The organism is Bradyrhizobium sp. USDA 3256 (genome assembly GCF_054058275.1).
Genome location: NZ_JBSSAE010000002.1, coordinates 1,104,364 through 1,128,145 on the forward strand (window position 1 = coordinate 1,104,364; position 23,782 = coordinate 1,128,145).

Genomic DNA, 23,782 nt, shown 5'->3' on the forward strand with positions numbered 1-23,782 from the left:
TGATGGCTGGATGGGAGTTGCGCCTCGCGCCAACTCGGTCCGCGGATGCGCAGCCAGGCGAATTCCTGGGAGAGCTCGATGATATCGGTGAGGAGCCCTGCGGGCATCGTTCTGCATCTGCGGCTGGATATGCGCGTCGTATCGGCCGGGCTTTTGATGCGGCGCTAAGCGAAGCGCGGCTGCTCCCATGGCTTTTCGCCGAATAACAGATGAACCGAGGGAGCCGCGCGCAAGAGGATTCAAGTCGCGTCATCGCTCCAGATCCCGTCGACGAACACAATTTAAGGGGAATGATGTGACAAGACAGCGCTCTCTGCTGACGCCTGGTCCATTGTCGTTGTCGCCGGCGGTCAGGAGCCAGATGCAACTCGACCTCGCATCGCGCGATTGTGAGTTCAAGGAAGTGACCGGCCGCATGAGGCGGCTGATGCTCAATCTGCTGGGAGATGCCGAGGCCTATTCGGTGGTCCCTATTCAGGGAGGCGGCTCCTTTGCAATGGAAGCCGCTCTCTCTTCATTCGTGTCCAAGGACGACAAGCCGCTCGTTTGCATAAACGGCATCTATGGCGAGCGCATCTTCAAGATTCTGCGGCTGTGGGGCATCGAAGCGCTGAAGCTTGTCAACCGAGCTACCGAGCCCGTGGATCCCCAGGAGGTTGCCGAGCATCTGAGCCGAAATCCCGGCGTTACCCACATCTGTCTCGTGCATTGCGAGACGACGACCGGAATCGTCAATCCGCTGGACGCGATCATAGAGGAGGCGAGGCGGCGTGGTGTCAAGACGATCGTCGACGCCATGAGCTCGTTTGGCGCGATTGACATTGATCTGAGCCGGGGTGGGCCAGACGTCCTGGTGACGTCGAGCAACAAGTGCATCGAAGGGCCGCCTGGAGTAGCTTTTGTCATCGCGTCTCGCGAACTGCTGGAAAATGCGGTTCAAGCCCCGAAGTCGTTTGTGCTCGACGTGAGAGATCAATGGCTCTCGCTCGAGCGCACCGGTGAGTGGCGGTCGACCCCTCCCACCCACATCGTACAGGCAACGACGAAGGCCTTGGAGATTCTGGAGGGGGAAGGCATTGATGCCAGGCGCCGCAGGTATGAGAAGGTCAGAGACGATCTCGTCCAAGAACTCGAAGGGATAGTGTCTCCGCTGCTGTCCGCCGACTTGCAGTCGCCGGTCTGCGTCGCATTCAGTGCGCCATCCGGAATCGCGGATCAAGCTGGGTTCGATGGGCTATATCGTCACTTGGCGGCCCACAACCTTTATGTCTACTCGAAGCTGCACCTTGCGACGCGCAGTTTTCGGGTCGGTTGCATTGGCGAAATCCAGCCCAGTTGGATCGAGCATTTGGGGTGTGCCTTTCGCGCATATTTTCGGTCAGGTCCGGCTCCATCAGCGGGGGCGGTGTCAGCCCGGGAGGCTTGCGAGCGCCGCGTCGAGATGTCACCGCCGTTCACAAGGACCTCGCAGCTGCCGTTCTCTGCCGAAACGGCTGTTCTGCACGCGGGCTACCGACGCGATCCGGTGACGAAAGCTGTCGCAGTGCCGATCTATCAGAACACGGCGTACGAACTCGATGGCGATCTAAATCACATTGCGGACGTCTACAACGTCAAGGCGGATGGGTTCACCTATACGAGGATCATCAATCCGACGACCCGCGCGCTGGAAAGAAGGTATGCCGCGGTCGACATGGGGAGCGACTCGCTCGCCGTCGCCTCAGGTCAAGCGGCGACGTTCCTTGCCATCGTCAACCTATCAAGCGGCGAAGTGGGGGACAATGTCGTCGCCTCACCGTATCTCTATGGCAATACGTGGAACCTGCTCCACAACACGCTAAAGCGTCTTGGTATCAGCGTCAGGACGGCAGACCCTCGAAAGCCCGAGACTTTCGAACGTGCCATCGATGATCGCACGATCTGTCTGTTCGGAGAGGTGATTTCAAACCCGTGCCTGATTCCACTTCCGGTCAAACAGCTTGCTGAGATCGGCCGAAAGCACGGCGTGCCTTTAGTCGTGGATAATACGACGACCCCACTGGTGTGTCGGCCGTCAGATCTCGGTGCTGCGATTACCACCTACTCCGCTACGAAATACATATGCGGCCATGGCACGACGCTTGGCGGTCTGATCGTAGACAACGGCAAGTTCAGCTACCGGGGAGCCTCTCGCTTTCCCTTGTTCAACAGTCCTGACGATGCGCATGGCGGGATTATTTGGCGCAACGCGCTGCAAGATGTCGACGATCTTGGAAAAAGCGAGGTTCTCCTAAAGGCTCGCATGACGTGGTTGCGCGATACTGGCGCGGCCATCGCCCCCTTTGCGAGCTTTCAGCTGATCCAAGGCCTTGAAACGCTGCCCCTTCGCATGAAGCAGCACTGCGCAAACGCCAGGATCGTGGCCGACGTTCTCAAAGAGCATCCAAAAGTGCGCCGTGTCGTCTACCCGGGGCTGTTCGAAGGAGCCGATCGGGAAACCGCCGATCAGACACTCAATCCCGCATACGGACACGGCGCGATGGTCATGTTCGAGGTGGAGGACGAACAGGCCGGGCGCAAGTTCATCCAGAACGTCGACCTGATGTATCACGTTTCGAACGTGGGGGACGCCCGTACGCTCGTGACGCATCCTGTTTCGACGACCCACACCACCGTTCCACGGGAGAAGCGGGAAGCCGCCGGCATATTTGGCGGCTCGATCCGACTTTGCGTCGGCATCGAAGATGTCAATGACATCGTACGCGATCTCGACAGGGCGCTTTCCGCAATCTGACAACTTGTAAGGCGATCAGGAAGAGGTTCTCATGAATCAGGCAGACGCTTGGAAACTGAGGTCGTCACGTTATGAGGCTGTTCAGTTCAGCCGCGAGATCAATAAGCAACTCTCAGAACTGAGACCCGACAATATAACGGGAGCCGCCTATATCGCCAAAGACTACGCTGCAATTGCCGCTTGCACGCTCGCGACGGTTTGCGTCTCCTGGTGGCTGTACCCGGCCGCCGTGCTTCTGATCGGCGCCTACCAGCGCGGCCTGACGACGATCGCTCATGATGCGGCTCACCGTACGCTCGCGAAGAACACGACCTGGAACTACGTCCTCGGCATTCTGTTCGCTGCCTATCCCCTGTTCCAGCGCCACTGGGCCTACCGGATCTCGCACGTCTATCTGCATCATCCGTATCTCGGCGACCCGGACAAGGACCCCGACCTGAAGTTCTTCATGGCCAATGGTGTTTACGACGTTCAGCCTCCTGAGCGGTACGCGTTTAATATCATCTGGAAGCCGATATTTGGTGGCGCGACGCTGGCCTATCTGAAGTATCTCTGGACCAATCGGTTTTCGATCACAGATGCCGACGACCAGAGCCGCTCGAGCATACTCATCGATAGGTATGGGTTTTACCTTTTCTGGATCGGCATCCTGGCCGGATCATATGCTCTTGGGCTGGTCCACATCGTGATCCTGTTTTGGATCGTGCCCTATCTCACAACGTTTCAGGTTCTCGGGTGGTTTGTCGAGCTCGCTGAACACTCACCGATGTGCGAAACCGAGACGCAGAACGTCTACCTAACCAGGAATCGGAAAGGGAATTTCCTTGAGCGGGCCATCCTTGGACAGAATCTGGATGAGTACCACCTTGAGCATCACCTGTCGCCGGGTATCCCATTCTGGCTTTTGCACAAAGCCCAGAAGATCCGGATGCTGGATCCGGGTTATGCAAAGGTTGCCGCAACCTGGGGGGGGCTCTTCGTCAAGGGGCCGCAAGGTCAACCCAGTGTCATAACTCAGTTGAAGGAACGAAATCGGCGCTTGTATGAGCAGTCGCTGGCCGACGCCCAAGCCAAGGGGCAAGTGGCGTGACATTGCAACGGTCGGACAAAGTCCGTGCCGTGGTCGGCGTCACCTCGAACCGTCTTTTGGTCGATGGTGTGCATCGCGACTGGCTGCGGCGCAAATACGTCAAGGCCCTGCTTCATCATGCGGGCGTGGCGTGCGTCATATTGCCGACGATCGACGCTGAAGATGCGAGGGTCGAGGTCGCCCGGGCGATCATGGGCGCTCTCGACGGCCTGGTCTTGACGGGAGATGAATCGAATATTGACCCTGCCGTCCTGAAAGCTCCTGCATCCTATCCAGGAGCCGATCAGCAGGACGTCGAGGATGGTCTCCGTGACCGCCCACGAGACAGGTTGTCTGCGGTAGCCATCGGGAGGGCGATCGCGCTCGGAATGCCGATCCTGGGCATCTGCCGTGGGCTTCAGGAGCTCAACGTCCATTTCGGCGGCACACTCCATCCATCGCTTGCGGAGTGGCGGCTGGGAGGTGCCCTGATGCATGCCGAGAAACCGGATCGTCCGAGAGACCGCCAGTACGATGCCGCGCACGGCGTGAGGATATGTTCGGATGGAGGGCTCTTTCCGATCGCGCGCGTCATCGAAGCGCAAGTCAACTCCCTACATAATCAAGGCATAAAGGAACTCGCTACCGCGCTGAAGCCGGAGGCGTGGGCGCCTGATGGACTGGTCGAAGCAGCTTCGGTCATTGGTGCGCCAACCTTGCAAATCGGCGTGCAATGGCACCCTGAATGGCACGTCTCGACCGATCTCCTGAGCAAGCGACTGTTCACGGCTTTTGGAGAGGCGTGTGTTGCGTACTGCCAAACAAAGAAACACTAGAGGCGGATTGTGACGTTTCAAACCAAGCGCGGCCCGTCCAGGTCGAAAGACGGGTCTCTCGGAGTTGATGCACAAGGATGGTTCTGGGGGCGCGCTGCGCCGCGCCACCGGCAGGGGAAGGGCCGACGATTGACAAGACGCTTCGCTCTGGGAGTTCTCTTTGTGGCGCTTTATGTCGTCCTGAGCGCGGCAGGCGAGGTTTATGCGGCATCGTATTTTCAGCAAGCAGACGTGTTCGTCGCTCTTCTCGTGTCCTTTGCCGCGGTGTGTCTGACATTCAATCTCCTGGCGAGGCACGAGAGCGGAACGGCGCGGGCTGCGAAGTCGGCGCTCCCGGTTTTTGTGTCGCTCAATGTCGTCACCGCGATCAGTTGGATCGGGTTGTTTATCGGCCTGAAATACGCCGAACCTGCGATCGTCGTTGCGTTCATGGTGGCGTTAGGACCCGCCGCAACGGTGTGGTTAAACGCGCTGATCAGGCGGCAGGGCGTCCCTCCGGCATCCGATATCGTCGTGAGCGTTACGATCGCGGCGATTGGAAGTTACATGATCTGGATTTCGGCGACCGGCAACGCTGGCGTGGAGTGGGGGGCTCGATCGTCCGTCGGCATCGTCTTGGCGATCGTGGCCGGCCTATCGCTCGCCGTTACAAATATACTCGTCAAGCTATTGTTCGACCGCGGATTTTCCGGTCGACAGGTGCTGGCGCATCGCTTTTACGGAACAATCCTTTTGCTGCTGGGATTGGTCGACCATTCCTCCATCCTGTTTGAGATCACACAGCATTGGCTTGCGATCGCAACGATTGGGCTATCCACGATCATCGTTCCTTTGCTCTTGATCCAGGAGGGCATTCGCCGCGTAGAGCCCTTCACGGTCAACATGGTCCTGTCCACCGCCCCTGTCATCACGTTCCTGTTCCAGTACTTCGATTCTCGCATCGTTCCTTCGCCACACACGTTCGTTGGAAATGTTCTCATTACGACTGTCGCCGTTAGCAACGTCTATCTGCAGTATCGGAGGTCCGCATGAACGAACGGAATTGTGTAATCGTCGACGCATATTCGACTGGCCGATTTCTGCCGGAAGAGTTCAAGCGGTATGGAATTGGAACAGTGCATGTGATGTCGGCTGCACAGATTCCGCCCATCTTCCAATCCCATTTCAATGCGGAACTGTATGATGAAGTCATTCGCCCGCCGGAGCGCATGGGATACGAGGAGATCGTTGAACATCACCTCCAGGCTCTCCATGGCAGGGAGCTGGAGTTCGTTATAGCGGGGTGCGAGACCGGAGTTGAGTTGGCCGATTCCATCTCGGAGCGGCTGGGCTTACCTACAAATGGGACCGCCCTTTCAGCCGCCCGGCGCGACAAATCGCGCCTGTCCGAAGCGTTGGCCGCGGCAGGCGTGCGATCGATCAGACAAGTCGTGTCCGACAATGCCGGAGAAATCGCAGGCTGGAAGCGTGAACAGAACTTCGATGAGATCGTGATCAAGCCGCTGAACAGCACAGGCACGGAAGACGTGTTCTTTTGCTCGACGGATGCGGATGTTGAGCGCGCTGTAACTGCTATCGTCGGGAAGACGAACCGCGTCGGAGCGCTCAATCAATCGGCACTTGGACAGGAGAAAATTAGCGGCCAGCAATATACCGTAAATGCCGTCTCGATCGACGGGGAGGCCTTCGTCACGGAGGCCTGGACCTATGACACTGTTCCTATTGAGGGCGCGTCGTCGGTCTGCTCACTCGAGCGGTTGTTGGGTGGTAAGGAGCCAATCGTGCTTGAACTGTCCGACTACCTTGTGCGTGCGTTGCGCGCGCTTCGGATCGCCGACGGACCTGCTCATGCCGAGATCATCGTCGATGATCGGGGACCAGTTTTGGTCGACTTCGGAGCCAGGCTGCAAGGAACCATGTCGGCAAAAGCCCGGACTATGGCTTTGGGCCACAACCATTTGACGCTCACGGCGTGGCGCTACGCAGATCCCAAAGGCTTTGCCGAGTATATGAGGCGACGCGGGGTTTACAAGCGGCAGGCTCATGCACTGTGCGTCTCGCTGATTTCCGACATGGGCGGTACTGTTGCCGGCTATCCTGGACTCGATGCGATCGGCAAGCTCCCGAGCTTCGCAGACGCCATTGCATTCGTTCCGATAGGTCAAAACCTGATTCCGACGATCGACCTGGCGTCGACGCCAGGCATTGTGTATCTCGTGAATAACGACCTGATACAGCTTGAGGGTGATTATCGCCAATTGCGTGCGATGCGGATGGATCAGGTGTTCGATTTGGTGGCGCAGGAAGCCAACCAATGACCGACGCCCGGGTAGATGGCGCGAATTCAACCGCCGCCGCGATGATCGGTGTCAGCGACTTCGATGGCATTCTTCGAGGCAAGCACGTCCTAGGTGAGGATCTCTCGGGTGGGGATAAAATCATCAAGTTCTCCGAAGCGGTGCTCGCGTGGGACTGTTCGGACCGGGTCATCCCGGCGAGCTTCATGCAAAAGTCGCTGTCAGCATTCGGAGACGCCGATCTGCGTATTCTCTCGGGCACCGGCCGTCCAGTGTCTTATGTCGGCGATCGGTATCTCTATCTCGCCGAGTTTACCGGCGCACATGAGAGCGTCTGCCCGCGCGGTATTCTGCGTAAGGTCCTACGAAGGGCTGCTGATCACGGATACCGCTGCACTGCCGGGTTCGAGTTTGAGTTCATGCTGTTCAAGGAGAACGCCGACACCATCGAAGACAAGCCGTTCGGCCAATGGGCTCCGTTAACGCGGGGCCCGTTCGGCTACTCGATTGCGCGTTCTGTCGCGCACCAGGAGCTGTTCGGTGAGGTCCTGGCGCTTTGTGAGAAATCCAAAATACCTCTCAGCGGGCTGCACTTTGAAACGGGACCTGGCGTGATTGAAGCGTCGCTTCGTCATTGTGACGCCCTGGAAGCTGCCGATCGAGCAATCATATTCAAGTCGATGATAAAGGCCTGGGCGCAAACACGCGGCATGATGGCCACATTCATGGCCAAGGTTTCCGAGAAATGGCCAGGCCAGTCCGGCCATATTCACATCTCGATGTCCTCAGATAGTCAGAATGCGTTTCACGATAATGCGGCGTTTTGCAACATCTCGAGGCTTATGAGGCAATTCATCGGCGGACAATTGAAATACATGAATGAGTTCTGTGTGCTCGCCGTGCCAAACTTCAATAGCTACAAGAGATTGGTACCCGAGTGCTGGGCACCAATCTGTCCGAGTTGGGGCGTTGACAACCGCTCCTGCGCGGTACGTGTCATTCCGGGAGAGCCGTCTGCACATCGCCTCGAATACAGGCTACCCGGCGCAGACCTGAACCCATATCTTGCCCTCGCATGTGCCATCGGTTCCGGCGTATTGGGCATCGAGACAAATGCGGTGCTCCCGGCTCCGATCGTCGGTGATGCAAGCGCGGAGATTTGCCTTCCGTCCGGACGATTGCCTCAAAGCCTCTCAGAGGCAACATATCGGTTTGCACAGTCCCCGGCAGCCAATGATGTCTTCGGAGAAGGATTTGTTGAAGCCTTTTCGTGCTCCCGTCGCTGGGAATGGGAAGCCATTCAACATCGGGTCACCGACTTTGAACGTCGGCGGTACTTCGAGATCATCTAGTTTGAGCCGCAGCTGCGCACTGCTGCAACCATTTGGTTGATCATTCGCACATCGGGTCTTATCACATCATGTGAATGGCGCCGGACGGCTGGTGCGGCTGCCTGATGTCGCCGGTGCCGTCGAGCAGCAGCATCTGCATGCCGATTGGGCCGAGAGTGCACACCAGCGGGTGAGGGAGCCTCATCGACATGTCGACGAAGTCGCTATCAGAACTTTGGTTGACGCACCCAAGAAGACCATTATTGCCGTCGAGTTTGGCCGCTTCAGCCAATGGCGTTCACGCGAGGCGGCGGCGAGCCATCGGCCCGCAGCGTTCGCCGGTCGGCAGCAGCAGCGGCACCGAAACGGCCGGCGCGATCGTCTTCGGCATTCGTGCCGCCGACTGTTGAGCAGCAGCGGCATAGGGTAACGCCGGCGGCGCATGATGGCACCGGTTTTGCCGCTCGATTTCCGGTTCATTGGAGGGGCGGGCTGCGTCGGTTCGGCCGCGCCTCTGTTCGTTGTAGAGTTTGGGCTATTTTATTCCCAAGTATGCGCATTGAACTTATGTCCCTTGCGTAATGCAAATTGGGGCGCATTAAGATGGTGGGACAGAGGGAAAGTTGACCCGGGCCGAATTCCGCGAAACCTTCTCCCGGCCAGCCGCGCTCGTCGTCGGACTCACGTCTGGGACGCACGATTTATCAAGTATCGCAAAGGTCGGTTGACCGACAAGCAAGGTTACCTTGCGATCGAGAGCACGTTGCATTTGGCGGATGCGCCGCCGCCGCCGAGCTAGGCGTGCTCCGCGAACCGAGAAGTGCCATCTCCAAGCGGGCTTGCCTGGCTCGCGAGCGAACTAGGCGGATCAAGGATTATCAGGAGCTCCTGCTTAGCCGGTTCCGTCCGGGGAAGGTACGACGCTGATCTTCGGGGCGGCCTCGCCAATGATGAACGGTCGCTGCCGAAACATCCGAGAGAGACTTTCAAGCCCACGAAGAAGGCGTCCCGCTGGGGGTAATCGAAAACGAAGCAGTCGATCTGGTGCCTCTTCGGACGGCCGGCAGTTGGCGGCCTCATCTACCAGTTGGATCGTGATGTTGCAGAGGAAGAAACTGATGAGCGTTCGCTTGATCGCTTGATCCGCGGTTCGATGGGGCTGGGTTAAAGGGATAGAGAAAAGTTCCCGGTTTCAACAGTTTGGTTATATATCCGACATAACTGTTGAAGTAATTGATTTTGTATGATAAATAGCGTTTCAACAGAGTTGCCATAAATCGTATCTGACTGTTGAAACCATGGATTTTCAGGAGCTTAACAATGACCAGCGCCGTGAGGTGGTCAATAGTCAGCAGCGCTTCCAGGCCCTGAGGGACGCCAAGGAGGCCTACGATGCTCATCGGGGTTCCCTGACCTGGTTGCAGTCTAAAGGCCGCGAATACCTCGTCCGCAGCTACTACGACAAAGCGGGCCTAAGGAAGCAAGCCTCGCTCGGCCCGCGTTCCCCCGAAACTGAAAAGATGAAGGCGGACTTCGAAGCTAAACGCGCTGCTGCAGAAGACCGGCTGAAGAACTTGCGCGATACCATGGAGCGGCAAGCCGCGGTCAATCGTGCGCTCGGCTTGGGCCGCGTACCGTTGATTGGTGCCCGGATCATGCGCGCTCTCGACGGCTTCGGAATGTTGGGTTCTGGGATTCGGATTCTCGGGACAAACGCGATCTACGGTTATGAGGCCTCTTCCGGCGTCAGACTCGATCCGGGCTTGGCCACGACGGAAGACATCGATCTGTTGTTCGACGCGCGGGGCGGACTTACGTTCGTCGCGGACGACGACGTCTCTCAGTCATCGCTCATGAAGATACTCAAGCGAGTGGACACTAGCTTCGAACGCGCCAAGCAGACTTTCCGTGCTGTAAACCGGGACGGCTATCTCGTCGATTTGATTAAGCCAGTGCAGAGCCCACCTTGGAAGAAGGCTCCAGACAAGATCGGCTCTGACCCGGAAGATTTGACTGCCGTGCAAATCGAAGGACTCGATTGGCTGCAGAATGCTCCCGCCTTCGAGGCGGTCGCGATCGACGAAAAGGGCCAACCGGTGCGCATCGTGGCTCCAGATCCGCGAGTTTGGGCCGCCCATAAACTATGGCTGTCCCGTCGTGCGGACAGGGAGGCGCTCAAACGCCAACGCGATGCAGCGCAGGCCAAAGCCGTAGGCGCTTTGGTGGCCAACTATCTTACTCACCTCCCGTTCGACGCAGAGCAATTGAGGATGCTTCCGAAAGAGGTGGTGGACAGCGCGGCGCGTCTTTTCGCTAAGCAAGATAGCGCTGCGCGAGCCTAGCAGCCAGGGTCTGCAACAACGGCTCCGGCATATCCGGCGCCGATCATCAGCGGCACCATGATGATGATCAGCATGCTGCTGCTCATCGGCATGCTGGCGATCATGATGCCGGCATCATCATCATCACCAGGTGAAGGTGGGGCTCATGGCTTGCCCAGCACTCCCCAATCGATCGCAAGGTCGGCGGTGGCGGCCTTCTTCGACTCGTCGTCATCAGCGAGCGGCGCAAGCACACCAAGGTGCGCGACTGCATCTGCGGTGGGTTCGATATCGACCGCGATTTTTTGACCGGGTCGTACGACCGGCACACGAAGCCGTTGAAGGACGTCGACATCTTCTTCGCGCTGGGCTCCAAGGATCAGCATTGGGGCTCGAAGGCGCCGAGCGAGGTGCTCGACGCATTCGTCGATCGCCTGCGCGGCGAGTTCGGCAAGGACGCCGTGCAGCCGGGGCGCCGCTGCGCCACGGTCGAGTTCGAGAGGAATACGAACGACAAGGAAGGCAAGGTCCTGTCGATCGACGCCGTGCCGGCCATCGAACTCTCCGACTGCTACGAGATCCCGGACCGCGATCTCGGAAAGTGGATCAAGACCGATCCCGAGATCCACGCCGAGAAGTCCACGGCGAAGAACAAGACCCTGAGCGGAAAGTGGGTGCCGCTGGTCAAGATGCTGAAGCGCTGGAACCGCTCGGCGGACAAGCCGATCAAGCCGTCCTTCCTGATCGAGGTGATGGCGCAGGATCTCGTCGACGGTCCCTTCACGACCTATCCCGGCGAAGTCCGGAGGTTCTTCGCCGCCGCACTAGAAGGCATCCGGCGGGAGTGGAAAGACCCCGCGGGTTTGGGCCCGCCGGTGTCGGACCAGATGACGCCGGAGCTGATCAAGAAGGCGGAAGCGGCATTGCGCCGCGCCGAGACCGAGGCGTCCCGGGCCGTCCGCCTGGCGCAGCAGGGCAAGCAGGGCGAAGCGCTGGCGGTGTGGGCCTTGATCATGGGCCGCTACTTTCCGAAGAGCTAGAACATGACGCAAGCCGTAGCGGTCAGAAGTCAAGGTGACGATTTCCAGGCGCGGATGTTCTGGTTCTTTGCGGCGCAATTGCTTGTGCCGGAAAAAGGCATCGCGCGCGTAAGTTTCGAGAGTGGACCGCGCGCGTTCGACGACGTGACGGTGGAGTACGTGGCCGGCAACGGCCCGCAGGACCACTATGGGGACGAAATCCTCCGCGACCACCTCCAATGCAAGTGGCACGTGGCAGTTCGGCCACCTCGACCTCATCGATCCCGCGTTCTCGAACGCCCAATCCGTGTCACTTCTCCAGCGGGCTCTTGCGGCACAGCTTCAGCACGCGCCGAACGGCATGGGCGCGCGGTTGCGGCTGGTGACGAACTGGCGGCCGCAGGCGGACGACGCGCTTTCCCGCCTGATACGCATGCACACTCATGCGCTTGATCTGGATCGGCTGTTCGACGGCACCGCGCCCAGAAGCATGATGGGCAAGGTGCGCGACGCATGGTCGGGGCATCTCGGCATCGATCACGACGCGCTGCGGCTCGTGGCGCGGACCTTGGCTATTTCGCAGCGTCTGGAGTCCGGCGCCGACCTGCGCGAACGCCTGAATGACCGCTTCGCGGCGGCCGGCATGCGTCAAGTGCCGCCGTCCGAGGCCGGCTTCCTGTACGACGATCTGATCAGGAAGCTCCATGCGCAGGGCTGTAACACGTTCGACCCCGCCTCGTTTCGCGATCTCGTTGCGGACGAAAAACTTCTTGCGCCGTCATCGCCGAGGCCCGAAACGCTCGGCGTGCGCTCGTTCATGCATCCCATCGATGACATCGAGGCGCGCAGCGACGAATCAGTGAATCTCGTCCCGCATTTCGATGGGCGCTACATCCGGAACCCGGTCGATTGGAGGGCTACCGTGTTCCCCGAACTGCGGCAGTTTCTGATTCAGTCCGCGCGCGACAAGGACCAGCTCCGTCTGATCCTCGACACGCATGTGTCTCTGGCATTCGGTGTGGGCGCGATCCTCAACGTTAAGTCCGGAAAGGCCATCGAGATCGAGCAGCGAGCCGGCTGTCGTCACATGTGGTCGGCGGCGGACAAGCCGCTCGATCCTACCTGGCCGACGCTTTCCACTGTCGAGGAGGCGGTCCACGCCGATGAGGCGGACCTTGCGGTCGCCGTCTCGTTGACGCACGACGTGGCGCCCGCGGTCCGCCAGTACGTCCAGAAGCTCGCCGCCGTCGGCACGCTGATGACGGCAAGCCCCGTTGGCGGCCCATCCTACCAAAGCGTGCGATCGGGCAGCCACGCGGCGGCGATGGCGCTGTCCTTGTTGGGCGCGATGCGCGCTTCGGTCAAGGGTGGGCCGCGCCGTGTTCATCTCTTCATCGCGGGGCCGAACGCCTTCGCATTCTTTCTGGGCCAGAGCCAAGCTGCCGTCGGACCCGTTTCGATCTACGAGTGGGATTTCGATGGCCTGCGCGGCGGCGGCTACAGCGTGGGCCTCGAACTGCCGTAGGTCGCTTCACGACCGTCGCCTCGTTGTTCTCAGATCGGAAGGCCGAACTGGGGCTGCGAGACCCGGGCGACTGGAGAACCACGAACCGCTATTTTGCGGATCTGAGATCGTTCAAGAGGGAAGCAGCGACAGACTCCTCAGCGATCGAGAGGCCGTGCAGTTGCATCGCCGTCGTCAAGCCTTCGTCCCAAGATGCACATAAGGCCTTTCCGGTGAGCTTCTGTCCGAGTCCTGATGCTCCTTCAACGGCTGATACGTAGTCGATGGCATCGAACCGCCAGGAACTGGCCCCATGCTCGCGCACCATGTGATTGCCGATTCGGACACCGGCCCAATCGAAATCGCCATGGTAGTGAAGCCTCGCTCCCGCTTCGGTCAGTTGCGATAACAGGCACCTCTGTGCCGCGGCGGGCATTCCGTCGGTACAAACCAACGGCTCGCAGCCGGCGCCCCAGCGATCGGCGGCGATGGCCACAAGGTTGGGGTTCTCGCAGACATAGACCTTTCGACCCCCTACCTTCCATGCCGGAGGCGTGCGCAAGAGCGACCGCAACGAGGCGTAGACGGGCTCCCCCGCAAATTGTCCGTACCTCTCTGCGCCCTCGACGGGCAGATTCAGGAACAAAGCGGGCCGCGCCAATTCGTTAACCAGGACCCCGGCCTTGGCCCAGACGTCGCGGTCGCGCTCTGCCCGTTCGGCGGACTCGATTTCGGTCTCCCCTTCCGGCTCGTCAAAGCCTTCTTCGCCACCGGTCCGCGCAATCGGCCGCCGCCAGATCGTCAGGATCAGAGTCGCGGCCGGTCTGCCGCCATCGAGAGCGTGTGCGTCTCCCAGGGCTTCAGCGGCCAATTGCGAGCGCATGATGGCATTGGCGGGCAGTCGCCGCAGCGTCGCTTCGACCCTGCGGCACAGCTCGATCGCCACATCCGGCTGCGAGCCTGAGAGCCGCTTGAGCAGACCTAGCCCCTTGGGAGTCCGCAGCAGCTCGACGAGCGCTTGGTGGGTGCATACGTCGAGAACATCCGACCACATCTCTCTCGATGCGCGCCGCGTTTTCGCCAGGTTCGCGACCGGCCCGTCGATGATTTCGAGCGCATCACGCAGAGACATGGCGATGCCGGAATCGCGGAACGTCGCATCCACCCGGCCGACATCGACCTGCAGCGAGGAGGAATGGCGGACATGGCGGCCCAGCAGCGACGCCAACAGGGCGTGCTCCTCGGAAGTCAGCTTGCCGATCCGGAAGCCTTCAACCTCCTCGCCTTCCGGTGCCCGGGCGAACCGGTCGCGAAGCCGTTTGCGGAGGTTCGCGTATTCGGCTCCTCCGAGCAGGCGCTGCAGCCGTGGCTCGATCGGCGGCCTCATGAAGCCGCAAACCTGCGGTCGGGATCGCTTTCGCGTCTCTTGGCTCTTCCGTCCCAGCTCCAACGGGAGACGAAGACGGCGTCTATTCCTTCGCGCCGCTGTAGCTGGCAGATCGCGACGCCGGGAAGCTCGGCGTAGCAGGCCCATTCGCGTTCGCTGGTGATGACGAAATCGAGATCGAACTCGCGAATCAATCCCATGCAATGCGCCCTCGCAGTGTCGTCGATTCCGGCGAACGCCTCGTCGAGCAGCATCAGACGCGGCGCCAGCGGAAAACTTCCCTGGCTGTAGAAGCTCGCTATTGCGGCGAACAACGGCACGGTCAATCCGAGCGCCCGCTCGCCGCTCGAGGCGGGGCCCGAAAGCTTGCGCCAGTGTCCGTCCTGCCAACGCTCGACCCTGAAGCGATGCCAGCGCCTATAGTCCAGGGCACGGGAGAGTTGGTCTATCAATGGTCCGGCCGAATCCCTGCTTGCTCCCGAATCCGCGCGCTCTCGCTCGGCGGTGATGCGCTGTTGCAGCATGGCTCCGACGACCTTTCGGTCAGGAGTTCGCTCCGCTGGGCAATCTCCTCGGCGAGACGTGCCGCGAGCATGTCGGGACGCTCCGGCCTGTTCTGGTAGATGACGTGCGCGATCAACCCCCAATCGTTCTGCTCGGCTTGGGCCCGGTGACCGAGCGCGCTGAGCGCGGTCTGCAACTCCGTCAGTTCTTCGCTGATCTGCTTTTGGACGCGCGCCCACGCCTCGTCCTTGTCGTCGAGCGTCGACAGCGCCTGCTCGGCGCGTCGGGCGAGCCCCAAGGCCGGATCGATCGTCCAGGGACCACCCATCTCCGGCAATACGATTTGCGGGATGGCGGCGGCCAGTAGACCGGTCGCGGTGAACTGCTGAAACCTCGATATCGCCTCGCTGCGTGCTGCGCTCCTCTGCTCGAAGACGCCGGTCGCGGTCGCGACCTTTTCGTGCGCGACCGCGCGCGCTTCCCCCGCGTTTTTCAGGGCTTCCTCCGCACCGTCCAGAGCGACCTCTGCGGCATCGGAGGCCGCGCGGGCTTCGTTCAACTGGCGCCGCAGTTCCTCGACCTTCGCACCGATGGCTCTGCGCAGCACGTCGAATCGGACCGCCGCCTCTTCGGCCTCGATTTTTGCGGTCGTGAGCTGGTTATCATGCGCGGCGGCGGTCTCTCGCGCCTCGCTTTCGCGGACGCGTTGCCGCTCCAGATCGGGCAACGCAAGGCGTATTTCCAAGACGGCCTGCGTAAGCCGCAGTTGGCTTTCCTGGTAGCGTCCCAGAGCCGCTTCGACGGCCGCCAATTCGGAAGGTGACGCCGGCAGCCGAAGGTCGGCGGCGTCAGTGGCGCGCCGCCGCCGCACCGCAGCGAGTTCCTCTTCGCTCGCATGGAATTGCATCGTGGCTTCGGTCAACCGCTGGCGAGCCGTTGTCGCCTCGCGAGCGGCGGTCGCGGCGGCGAGATGAGCGTTGCGCAGCGCATCGTCGGTCGGCGCAAGGCGCCATTCGTCGGTCGCTTCGTTCTGATCCCGAGCTAGTCCGTCGAACTCCGCCTGCAATCCGATAGTCTCGCCGGCGATCTCCGCCAGCCGTTCCGAGATTTCCGCCGACCTCCGAGCGCGGGCGGCGGCGCGCGCGGAGTAGCCGATGTGGACCGCTTCGGTCTTCTCCCACGCACCACTCAGGGCTCCAAGCCGAAAGCGGCCATCGGGAGCGATCCAGGACTCGGCCTCCGCTGGCTCGTCGTCCGCGCAGGAGACGCCGCGCAGGATGCTTTCGACGATCGCGTTAGGTACGCCGCTGTCGGCCGGCACGTCCGCGCGCAACCAGTCGGCAAGCGACGGCGATTGAGGCCGTCGTTCGAGCATTTGCGCGTCTCGAAAGAGTGTACCTTGATCGGACGATTGGAGGCGACCGTCGGGCGAAAGCCAGGCATCGAGGAGCCCGGCCCCCTCCAGCGCGGCTTCTAATCCGGCTCGTTGAGGGAGCGTCACCGAGGGGTGAAAGTCGACCAACCTCCATAGGGGGCCCCCTTCGCGCGCCGTGCGGGCTTCGGGATCGCGGGTATGCGGTGGGGACGGCTCGGGATCGATCCCGCCTTCCAGGCGGCTGCGTTCTTCCTCGAGATTTTTGCGTTCCGTCAGCAGGCCTTGCCGCCGACCTTCGAGCGCGACGCGGGTCGTCGCCAGGCGCTCGCTGGTCTGTTGCTGCGCGTCTTGCAGAAGCCGACGCGCGGGATTGTCGCCCGTCGGCGTGACGACCCACTCGGATAACGAGGCGAGAGTCGCGAAGCGGTCGTCCGGCGTGACGCGATGTTGCTTCAAGCCTGCGAAGCAACTCTCCCAGGCGTCGATCAGGTTTTGGCCCTCGCGCTCCACGCCTGCATCGGCCGATTCACGTCTCTCCGCGGCGGCGTCGGCGGCGTCCTGACATTCGTCTCGGAAATTTCGGCGTTGCGTATTCAGCAACTCCGCCGCCAACACTTCGGCATCTCGCCTCCGCAACGACGCAATTTCCTCGCGCCGGCCCTCAACGAGCGCCCGAAGCTCGGAGCCGGCCTTTTCGAAGGTCTGAGGCGTTAACGCCGCAAGCCGTTCCGCGTCGAGCTTGGCGATCGGATTGTCGGCATGCGCATTGAGGACACCGGCCGTGTCGGCGAAGGCTTCGCATTCCCGGCGCAGATCGGCGACGCGACGTTCGATCTGCCGAACTCGCTCCGCCGCGGAGTTGGTCTCCTCAACGCTTGACCTCAATCGCCGACTCGCGGAGTCCATTGCGCCTTCGGCGCTGGACAGAGCCCTCTGACGCGCTTCCGCGTCTTTTTCTGCTGATTCCAGGCGGTTCGCGTCCTCCATTCCAGCTCCCGAGCGAAGGGTTTCGAGGCGGGATCGCTCGCGTTTGAATTCGACTTCGGCCGCGTCGCAAGCTTTGCGCGCCTCGGCCTCGGCGGTTGAGGCGGTCTCCAGTCTGGCTTCTGCCTCGCCGCGCGAACGGCTCGCATTGTCGAACTCCGTCTGGGCCTGACGCAGCGTGCGCGCCTGCCTTCGCGTTTGAGTGCCCGCGTAGACCCGGTATCTTTTGTCGAAGCGATCGACGGCCTTGGCGAGTGCCTGGTATTCCTGGAGCTGCTGGCGATCCTCTTCCAGCTGGCCCAGCGCCTCGGCGACATCGGCCAGCAGCTCCGGAGCCAACGGCGGCAATGCTTCCGTCAACGCATTGGACAACGCCGTCTCGTCGGGCTTCTTCGACAATTGCGGCTGACGTAATTGGATCAGCGTATCCATTAGCGCGTCGTAGCGCCTGGCGCCCAGGTGAAAAAGCCGCTCGTCGACGGCGCGACGGTAGTTCGCCGCGGTGTCGAACACCTGACCTCGACCTTCGAGAGCCTCGCGCAGACGCTCCTTGGTCAGGACAACTCGCTGCTCGCTCATCAGCCATAGATTCTGATTGATGCGGGTCGGTTTGTCCGCGTCGTCCAGGACGAAGAACCAGCTTTCCACGTTCGGACGCGAGGCGGCGGCGGAGAGCCCGGCGCCGAGCGTGAGATAGTGCGGCTTGCCGTGGTTGCCGAGACGGCCGAACTCGATCCAGGAATAGCCGACCCTGCGATCGTAACTATTCATCAGGAGATTCCACGACATTCTCTTGCCGTTGTCCCCGTCGGGCTCGATGCGAGAGGGCTTTAGCTGTCCATCGAACAGAAAGGGAAGCGTCAGCGACAGCACCTTCGATTTGCCGGTACCGTTGTTGCCACGTAGCAGTAGGTGACCGTCGCGAAACCAGAACTCTTCGCTGTCGTAATGGAACATCTCCACCAGCCCGAGGCGCAGGGGCTGCCAGCGATCCCGAACCGGAATCGGGAGCGCCGGTCGTTCGGAGGTCGCGTCAAAGGAGGTGGGCCGTTCGTTCACGTCGCACCCATCCCTTCGGCGATCGACGCCCGCCGCGCATCAGGAGGATCTCGGATTTCGGCCTCGCCGAGGCCGAAGCGGGCTATCGCTGGCAACGGTCGGATCCCCTCACTGCCGCGTACGATCAGTTGAAGCTTTTCCAACCGCTCGATGGCGATGCCGGCGAGCTCGCGCTCCGCCCCGGCTTCGCGGGTGGATTTGCGCCAATATCGACCGTATCTAATCTTGGCATCGCGGAGAAAAGCGATGATCTCGTGCTCGGAGAACTCGATCCGATGCGGATTTGCGTCCGCGTCGAGAGCATCGGATCGCTTGATCGCACTCGCGAGATATTCCGCAACGAGTAGGGTGGCGTGGGCATCGGTGCCTTCAGCCGGCATGGCGACGTCGGTAAGCAGGCAAGTCTCGTCCACAAGCGCCAGGCCTTCGGCTCGATGCTCCGCGGTCAGAGCCGAGGCTTCGCAAAGACGTGCGGCCATGGCCCCGCGTTGATTGACGAAATATGCTCTAGCCTCGGCATCGAGCGTCTCGACGTAGATCACGGGATCGTCGAGGAGGCGCCGCGCGAGTTGGTGGCGAAGCGCGGTGCGACGTCCCTCGTCGCTGTCCGCGACGTGCTCGTCGACCAGCGCGCTCAGGCGTTCCTCGAGGGTCTCGGGGGCATCCTCCGGTCGCCACGTCGAGGGACCGCGCACGGCGGCGAGCAGGCCGGCGAGCGTCCGGCGTTGCACGTCGTAGAGCGCGTCGGCCTGCTCGCCTCGCGTCTGTACGAAGGCCTCTTCGTCGCCGACGACGCGTTGGAGCACTCCGATCTCCAGCAACGTCCGGCAAACGGCCACAAGTTCGCGGCGCTCATGTTGCGTACCGAGCGTGAAGGCGAAGCCAAGCGATGTCAGAACGGGCTCGGCAGCGAGCTGCAACAGCCTTTCGCCCAGCAGACGCAACGTGATCTGCGATTCTGAACGCTCGAGCGCGGCGCATGCGAGACATAGCAGGACGTAGCGGCGCCTGTCGTAGTCGGGCAGTCCGCGCGTGGTCGCGGAGAGTTCGGCGGGTCTCTTGTACAGACGAGCCCCCTCCTGTTCGATATGCAGAGGCCACCCGGTTTCGCGGGAGAACCAGGCACGCAGTAAGTCGGCCTGCCGGCGTACCGAGGGAAATTCGTCGTGGGCCGGCGTCATCAGCGGGGTCATCAGGAGCGCGCGGACCGCCGTCCTGAACTCCTCGCGTTGATGTTTACGCTGCTCCTGGCCGATGTTGCGGCTTCCTCGCGTATCCTCGGCTCTGGACATCAGCGCAAGTCCTGCGTCGGCGTGATCGTGATGAGGTGATCGCGCCCCGAAAAGATGCCGTGCGGCGTCGATATCTCTGCCCGGGTTTCCGCCGCCAGAGGCGTGAGCTCGATGTGGAGCAGGCCATCACCCGTCTGCCGGGACACTGAGGCTTCCGGATCCGTCTGTTCCGTCAGCGCTTCGCCGAGTAGTCCGAGAAATAGACCGAAGGCATGTCCGTCGAGCTCCCCAAGATCCGAAAGTCGGGTGGGATGGCCGTTCGCGAGACGCCGGCGCGCGGCTTCCACCTCAGAAACTCCTCGGCCAACTCCCGAGCCAGGCGTGCGCGGGCTTCGGCGCGATCCCGGATCCTGGCCATCGGCCCGCGCGGCGTCGCCTCGCCGTATTCGCGCAGTCGAGGATGGATCTTCAATGGTGGAGCATCGGCCCAGCGGGTGCTTGCCGGCAGATCGGCGTCGGCGTCCGTGTTCAGTGCGAAATGTCGGGCAGGATTGAGCGCGAAGGCCGCGCGTGCCAATCGGTGAGCCTCGCCGTCGTTTTGACAGGCGACGAACCAGTGGGCCAGTATTCGGAAATCCGCTGATCGATCGCTGCGCCCGCTGCGGCGTTCGTTGATTGCGGCGATCGCACCGAGCAGTTGCGGGATCGCGGACCTTGCCCTCGCTCGCAACAGTTCGGCCTGAGAGGGTTCGTGGCCGCTGCGGAAAAACCATCCATGGAGGCCTTTCCAACGTTCGCGCCAAGCGTTCCAATGGGACGTATGTGCTTCGACACGATCGGATTCGTTCCCGGGGGCGGCGTCGCGAGCTTCGCGCGCTGCGACTTGCTGCAGCAAGACGTCGATACGTGGCTCGAGGGCGAGGATGTGGCCCGCGATCGTATCGGAGCGGCGTACCAGGTCGCCTATGAAACGTTCAAGATAATCTATCAGTTGCCGCTTGTAAGTCGATACGGCGCTAGACTCGGCCTGCTGCAGCTCGATGCTGCGGGCGACGCCCGCCATGAAGGCCTGCGCGTTATCCGCCAGCCCCTCGAATACGCGCACGAGGTCGCGCAGCGTTTCGTGAACTTTCGCGACATCGGGTTCCCGCTCGCTCGCAAGCGCCTGCAGGGCACGCAAGCGATTTGCGATGTCCTCGAGTGCAACAGTCTGCAGCTCCGCGCGCCGCTGCAGCGCTTGTATGAAGAGCGACAGCGCAGCTTCGACAGCCTCTCCACCCTGCGAGAGACGGTAGAGGAAGCGGGCGCGGTAAAAGTCGCTTAGACTTGAAACTCGCGCTGTATCGGGATGCGATTCTAGGTTTCCCCAGACGGTAAGCTGAGTGAGGGCCCCGTTGACTTCCTCTATTCGAGGGGGCGCGCCGCTCCACACTGCCTCGGCCAATACCTCGTCGGGTCTAAGCTGCAAGCGGTATTGCCGTTTGGCCGCCGCAAAGACGTCCATGATACGGCGATAGAATTCCGATTTGTCGGCGCTTACGTGCCTGAAGAGGTCGGCCGACTCGCTCACGCTTCGCATGGGGCCTCATCCCAAGATCCTCCTCTAGCGGAGGGTTCGCGCAATACGTTAGTAGATTTGCTACCGAGTTGCACTCGATCCAGAGTCTAATCCGCGATGAATGGCTTCACTCTATCGACCTTCGAACACAATAAGAAAAAATGCTTAGTAATTTCAACCATATATGAGTTCGACTTTTATTCTGAATGGCGCGCGAGGGACTTCGTAGACGCCTTTGTCGCCGACTCCGCGAATGGCCGTTTTGGCGTCGATCTCAACGCCGATCATGTCGTGCTGACCTGTTGGATGGAAGACGCCTTCGAGTTCACCTTAACCTGCCAACCGCGACGAGATCTGTCGTGCGCTATGCGGAGCGCTCCGCGCGAGCTCCCGTTGCTATCCATCGCCCAACCGGACAAATCCAAAGTCAGGGCGAACTCAGGACTGGATATAAACTTCGGAGCAAGATCAACGGCTACGAGCATCCGCGCGATCCCACATTTATTGGGGCTCGCCGAAGAGAAGTCCGATTTCGATCCGGTAAGGTTGTGATCGCGGCAGGCGGCGGTCGGCCGCATCCGAACGTCCGCGGCTGTCCGAGAGCTTCACCTGTTCCAGCGGTCGTCCAATTGAGGGCGTCCTATCCAGGCCCTGTTCACACACCGCGTTGTCCAGCTCAGCTGTCGCGTTCCCTGCAGTCGCGCTTGAGCTTCCTGATAGGGGCCGACGTAGCGAAGCTGGCTCGGTATTCTGGGATAGATGCGTCGTATGCGCGCGACGGCACGCTGGGCGGCCTTCTTGTCGCGTTCGTCAATGGCAAATCCGAAGCCGGTGCGCAGCTGGTCCGGCAGCAGCTCGGCGCTCAGGGCTTGGTACCAACGCGGCGGACGCAACCATGGTCGTAAACCGGCGAAGATCTGTCGGGCCGCCTCGCGCGCGGCGGTGCTGACGGACAATGTATCCGATTGCATCATCGCCGCGGTGTAGGCCGCAAATGAATCCCAATCCGCCGGTAAGTCGCTCGACGTCAGCCCGAACAATGCTCCAAACAGCCGACTTTCGGCCCAATAGCGCTCGCGCTCCTCGACAGAGAATGGCGGCAGGATCAGGTCGTGGACGGTCAGAGCGGTGTCGACGAGCGTCGCGTGAACCCAGCGCAACGCTGCGACGTCGTTGGCGCGGTAACCTCCACGGCATGTCGCTGGACCGAACGCGGCAGACCCATGGCCAACGGAAAATCGCGCGGGCGGCTGGGGGACCACCCGCGCTAGTCTGGGTGGAAGCTTGGCCATCCCGGGGGGCGCGATGCATGAGAAGCCAAGCCGTATTCCTCCCAGCAACTTGCGTGCCAAACGCTCGGGCGCGCAGCCTCATCACGATGCAAAGCATAAGCTCATGAAGCGCAGCGCTGGTCGACGCTGAAAAAGCGTGCGGGCGGAGCGAGAGCCGCCCGCACGAGTTGCGCTACGAAGCGGCTTGGGCCTACGAGGTCGTCATTAGCAACCAAGCCGTGCATGACTCAGCAACAGGCGTGCCAGACAATGAAGGGACGACGAGATGCCAAAAGTTGCGCCTTTTCACGCTGCGCCAGCCAACTGCTCGGGCGGCTTTCGAACATGAATGTCGGTAACCTGACCGGTGGTAGGAGCATCGGAGGAGCAGTACCCAAATCGAGGTCGCGAGGTGATTGGATCGATCCTATTGTGCACACCGATTAGCGCGCCGCGCTCAACGCTGAGCCCTTGCAACTGCCCTCTTCGATCGGGCAGTTGAGCGTTGCGGTCATTGCGCCGTAGTTGATCATGGTCAGCTTCATGGCTTCCGTCGGGGCAACTGCAGACGCGCGAGTTAAATGGCTGAATTGTTCTTCGTCGCCGTATTCCTCGGCGACCGTCACAATCCAGCCATCCATCTTGGTGCGTTGCGGGCTCGGCCTCCGGCCGCAGGATGCACCCGGCGACGTGTCGATTGCCACTCATCGGCATGCTGCTGGTCGCGAATTAGTCAACAGTCCCCTTGTCCGCTGCGTTGCCGCCGGCTGCACTCTTCGCGCCCTTGGTCGACTTCCTGCCCACTTTCGCGCCCCAGGTCCTGAGCCTGGGCGAGGAGTCCTCATCATCGCTCATGCCGCTCTGTATGCTCGTACCAAGGACGCCTTTACGGGCCTTGGCATCGGTGGCGAGGCTTTGCGCAATGACGGGGTATGCGAGGAAAGCCGAAAGGCTGCATGCGATTACGCAGGTCTTCACTAGTTTCATCCATGGCTCCTGGATCGATTTTCTTGCGACAGAACGATTTTGGCGTAACGCTGGGCGCGCCAGCTTGCACCGTTCGCGTCGCATTGAGAGTACGAACGGTGCGGCTTCACATAATCTCTCGTATGTGGTCATCGTTTAGGAGATTTGGGGTGAATTCGCGAAGTTACTATCTTATTTGTGGCGGTACAAAACATCCGTGTCGACGTCGACCTTGCGCGTACCCTGCTCAAGATTAGAGGGCGGTTTTTGGAGAAAGCCTTGCGCGGCTGATGAAA

20 protein-coding genes and 1 pseudogene are annotated in these 23,782 nt (G+C 61.1%); 10 read left to right on the forward strand and 11 right to left on the reverse strand.

Features of this window, described 5'->3' with window-relative positions:
* Nucleotides 1-187 precede the first annotated feature (187 nt).
* From ACVWY5_RS06785 to ACVWY5_RS06810, 6 genes are all read left to right on the forward strand, one after another.
* On the forward strand, nt 188-2,773 hold the full coding sequence (locus ACVWY5_RS06785) for a 2-aminoethylphosphonate--pyruvate transaminase (protein WP_321177017.1): 2,586 nt from the start codon (nt 188-190) through the stop codon (nt 2,771-2,773).
* Between the two features lie 31 nt (nt 2,774-2,804).
* Entirely contained in the window at nt 2,805-3,863 is a 1,059-nt protein-coding gene (rtxC, locus tag ACVWY5_RS06790) for a dhydrorhizobitoxine desaturase (RefSeq protein WP_028336488.1), read from the forward strand.
* Nucleotides 3,860-4,678, forward strand: a complete 819-nt coding sequence (locus ACVWY5_RS06795; protein ID WP_028336489.1) for a gamma-glutamyl-gamma-aminobutyrate hydrolase family protein — start codon at nt 3,860-3,862, stop codon at nt 4,676-4,678. The genes rtxC and ACVWY5_RS06795 overlap by 4 nt, the downstream gene beginning before the upstream one ends.
* A gap of 162 nt (nt 4,679-4,840) precedes the next feature.
* Nucleotides 4,841-5,710: an EamA family transporter gene (locus ACVWY5_RS06800; protein WP_244482415.1), complete on the forward strand. Its 870-nt coding sequence runs from the start codon at nt 4,841-4,843 to the stop codon at nt 5,708-5,710.
* On the forward strand, nt 5,707-6,996 hold the full coding sequence (locus ACVWY5_RS06805) for a hypothetical protein (protein WP_028336491.1): 1,290 nt from the start codon (nt 5,707-5,709) through the stop codon (nt 6,994-6,996). The genes ACVWY5_RS06800 and ACVWY5_RS06805 overlap by 4 nt, the downstream gene beginning before the upstream one ends.
* Entirely contained in the window at nt 6,993-8,327 is a 1,335-nt protein-coding gene (locus tag ACVWY5_RS06810) for a glutamine synthetase family protein (protein WP_028336492.1), read from the forward strand. Before ACVWY5_RS06805 ends, ACVWY5_RS06810 begins: the two co-directional genes overlap by 4 nt.
* 61 nt (nt 8,328-8,388) lie before the next feature.
* Here the strand turns inward: ACVWY5_RS06810 and ACVWY5_RS06815 are convergent, their stop codons facing one another.
* The gene (locus ACVWY5_RS06815; RefSeq protein ID WP_028336493.1) at nt 8,389-8,598 is read right to left on the reverse strand and encodes a hypothetical protein; all 210 of its coding nucleotides are present in this window, start codon (nt 8,596-8,598) and stop codon (nt 8,389-8,391) included.
* 1,006 nt (nt 8,599-9,604) lie between these two features.
* On the opposite strand from ACVWY5_RS06815, the gene ACVWY5_RS06820 reads away from it, so the two are divergent.
* Nucleotides 9,605-10,648 carry a GSU2403 family nucleotidyltransferase fold protein gene (locus tag ACVWY5_RS06820; RefSeq protein ID WP_028336494.1) on the forward strand — a complete coding sequence of 348 codons (1,044 nt, stop codon included), beginning with the start codon at nt 9,605-9,607 and terminating at the stop codon, nt 10,646-10,648.
* Nucleotides 10,649-10,791: 143 nt separating this feature from the next.
* Here ACVWY5_RS06820 and ACVWY5_RS06825 read toward each other — a convergent pair whose 3' ends face one another.
* Nucleotides 10,792-11,013, reverse strand: a complete 222-nt coding sequence (locus tag ACVWY5_RS06825) for a hypothetical protein (RefSeq protein ID WP_321177024.1) — start codon at nt 11,011-11,013, stop codon at nt 10,792-10,794.
* Between ACVWY5_RS06825 and ACVWY5_RS06830 the strand changes: the two genes are divergently transcribed.
* Both ACVWY5_RS06830 and ACVWY5_RS06835 read left to right on the forward strand, forming a co-directional pair.
* On the forward strand, nt 10,918-11,667 hold the full coding sequence (locus ACVWY5_RS06830) for a CBASS oligonucleotide cyclase (RefSeq protein ID WP_321177022.1): 750 nt from the start codon (nt 10,918-10,920) through the stop codon (nt 11,665-11,667). The two genes, ACVWY5_RS06825 and ACVWY5_RS06830, sit on opposite strands and share 96 nt — an antisense overlap.
* 187 nt (nt 11,668-11,854) lie before the next feature.
* Nucleotides 11,855-13,171, forward strand: a complete 1,317-nt coding sequence (locus tag ACVWY5_RS06835; RefSeq protein ID WP_051376274.1) for an SAVED domain-containing protein — start codon at nt 11,855-11,857, stop codon at nt 13,169-13,171.
* Nucleotides 13,172-13,259: 88 nt separating this feature from the next.
* Here the strand turns inward: ACVWY5_RS06835 and ACVWY5_RS06840 are convergent, their stop codons facing one another.
* From ACVWY5_RS06840 to ACVWY5_RS06865, 6 genes are read right to left on the reverse strand one after another with little or no spacing between them, the layout of a single operon-like run.
* Nucleotides 13,260-14,537 (reverse strand): TIGR02679 family protein, encoded by a 1,278-nt coding sequence (locus ACVWY5_RS06840; protein WP_028336496.1) that lies wholly within the window; start codon nt 14,535-14,537, stop codon nt 13,260-13,262.
* Nucleotides 14,534-14,989 carry an SbcC/MukB-like Walker B domain-containing protein gene (locus ACVWY5_RS06845; RefSeq protein ID WP_321177015.1) on the reverse strand — a complete coding sequence of 152 codons (456 nt, stop codon included), beginning with the start codon at nt 14,987-14,989 and terminating at the stop codon, nt 14,534-14,536. Before ACVWY5_RS06845 ends, ACVWY5_RS06840 begins: the two co-directional genes overlap by 4 nt.
* On the reverse strand, nt 14,986-18,459 hold the full coding sequence (locus ACVWY5_RS06850; RefSeq protein ID WP_080667187.1) for a TIGR02680 family protein: 3,474 nt from the start codon (nt 18,457-18,459) through the stop codon (nt 14,986-14,988). Before ACVWY5_RS06850 ends, ACVWY5_RS06845 begins: the two co-directional genes overlap by 4 nt.
* On the reverse strand, nt 18,456-19,751 hold the full coding sequence (locus tag ACVWY5_RS06855; protein WP_028336497.1) for a TIGR02678 family protein: 1,296 nt from the start codon (nt 19,749-19,751) through the stop codon (nt 18,456-18,458). The genes ACVWY5_RS06850 and ACVWY5_RS06855 overlap by 4 nt, the downstream gene beginning before the upstream one ends.
* Nucleotides 19,751-20,038 (reverse strand): DUF2397 family protein, encoded by a 288-nt coding sequence (locus ACVWY5_RS06860; protein ID WP_321177014.1) that lies wholly within the window; start codon nt 20,036-20,038, stop codon nt 19,751-19,753. The genes ACVWY5_RS06855 and ACVWY5_RS06860 overlap by 1 nt, the downstream gene beginning before the upstream one ends.
* A complete protein-coding gene (locus ACVWY5_RS06865) occupies nt 19,924-21,270 on the reverse strand; it encodes a TIGR02677 family protein (protein ID WP_321177013.1) in 1,347 nt (448 codons plus the stop codon). Before ACVWY5_RS06865 ends, ACVWY5_RS06860 begins: the two co-directional genes overlap by 115 nt.
* 96 nt (nt 21,271-21,366) lie before the next feature.
* Here ACVWY5_RS06865 and ACVWY5_RS06870 point away from each other — a divergent pair, with 96 nt between their 5' ends.
* Nucleotides 21,367-21,801, forward strand: a complete 435-nt coding sequence (locus ACVWY5_RS06870) for a hypothetical protein (protein ID WP_028336498.1) — start codon at nt 21,367-21,369, stop codon at nt 21,799-21,801.
* 53 nt (nt 21,802-21,854) lie between these two features.
* On the opposite strand, the pseudogene ACVWY5_RS06875 reads toward ACVWY5_RS06870, so the two are convergent.
* The 3 genes and pseudogenes from ACVWY5_RS06875 to ACVWY5_RS06885 all read right to left on the reverse strand — a co-directional run.
* A pseudogene (locus ACVWY5_RS06875) lies at nt 21,855-22,433 on the reverse strand (oxygenase MpaB family protein); the annotation flags it as partial.
* Between the two features lie 530 nt (nt 22,434-22,963).
* Nucleotides 22,964-23,224, reverse strand: a complete 261-nt coding sequence (locus tag ACVWY5_RS06880) for a hypothetical protein (RefSeq protein WP_152977770.1) — start codon at nt 23,222-23,224, stop codon at nt 22,964-22,966.
* A gap of 25 nt (nt 23,225-23,249) precedes the next feature.
* Nucleotides 23,250-23,507 (reverse strand): hypothetical protein, encoded by a 258-nt coding sequence (locus ACVWY5_RS06885; RefSeq protein WP_051376275.1) that lies wholly within the window; start codon nt 23,505-23,507, stop codon nt 23,250-23,252.
* Nucleotides 23,508-23,782 lie beyond the last annotated feature (275 nt).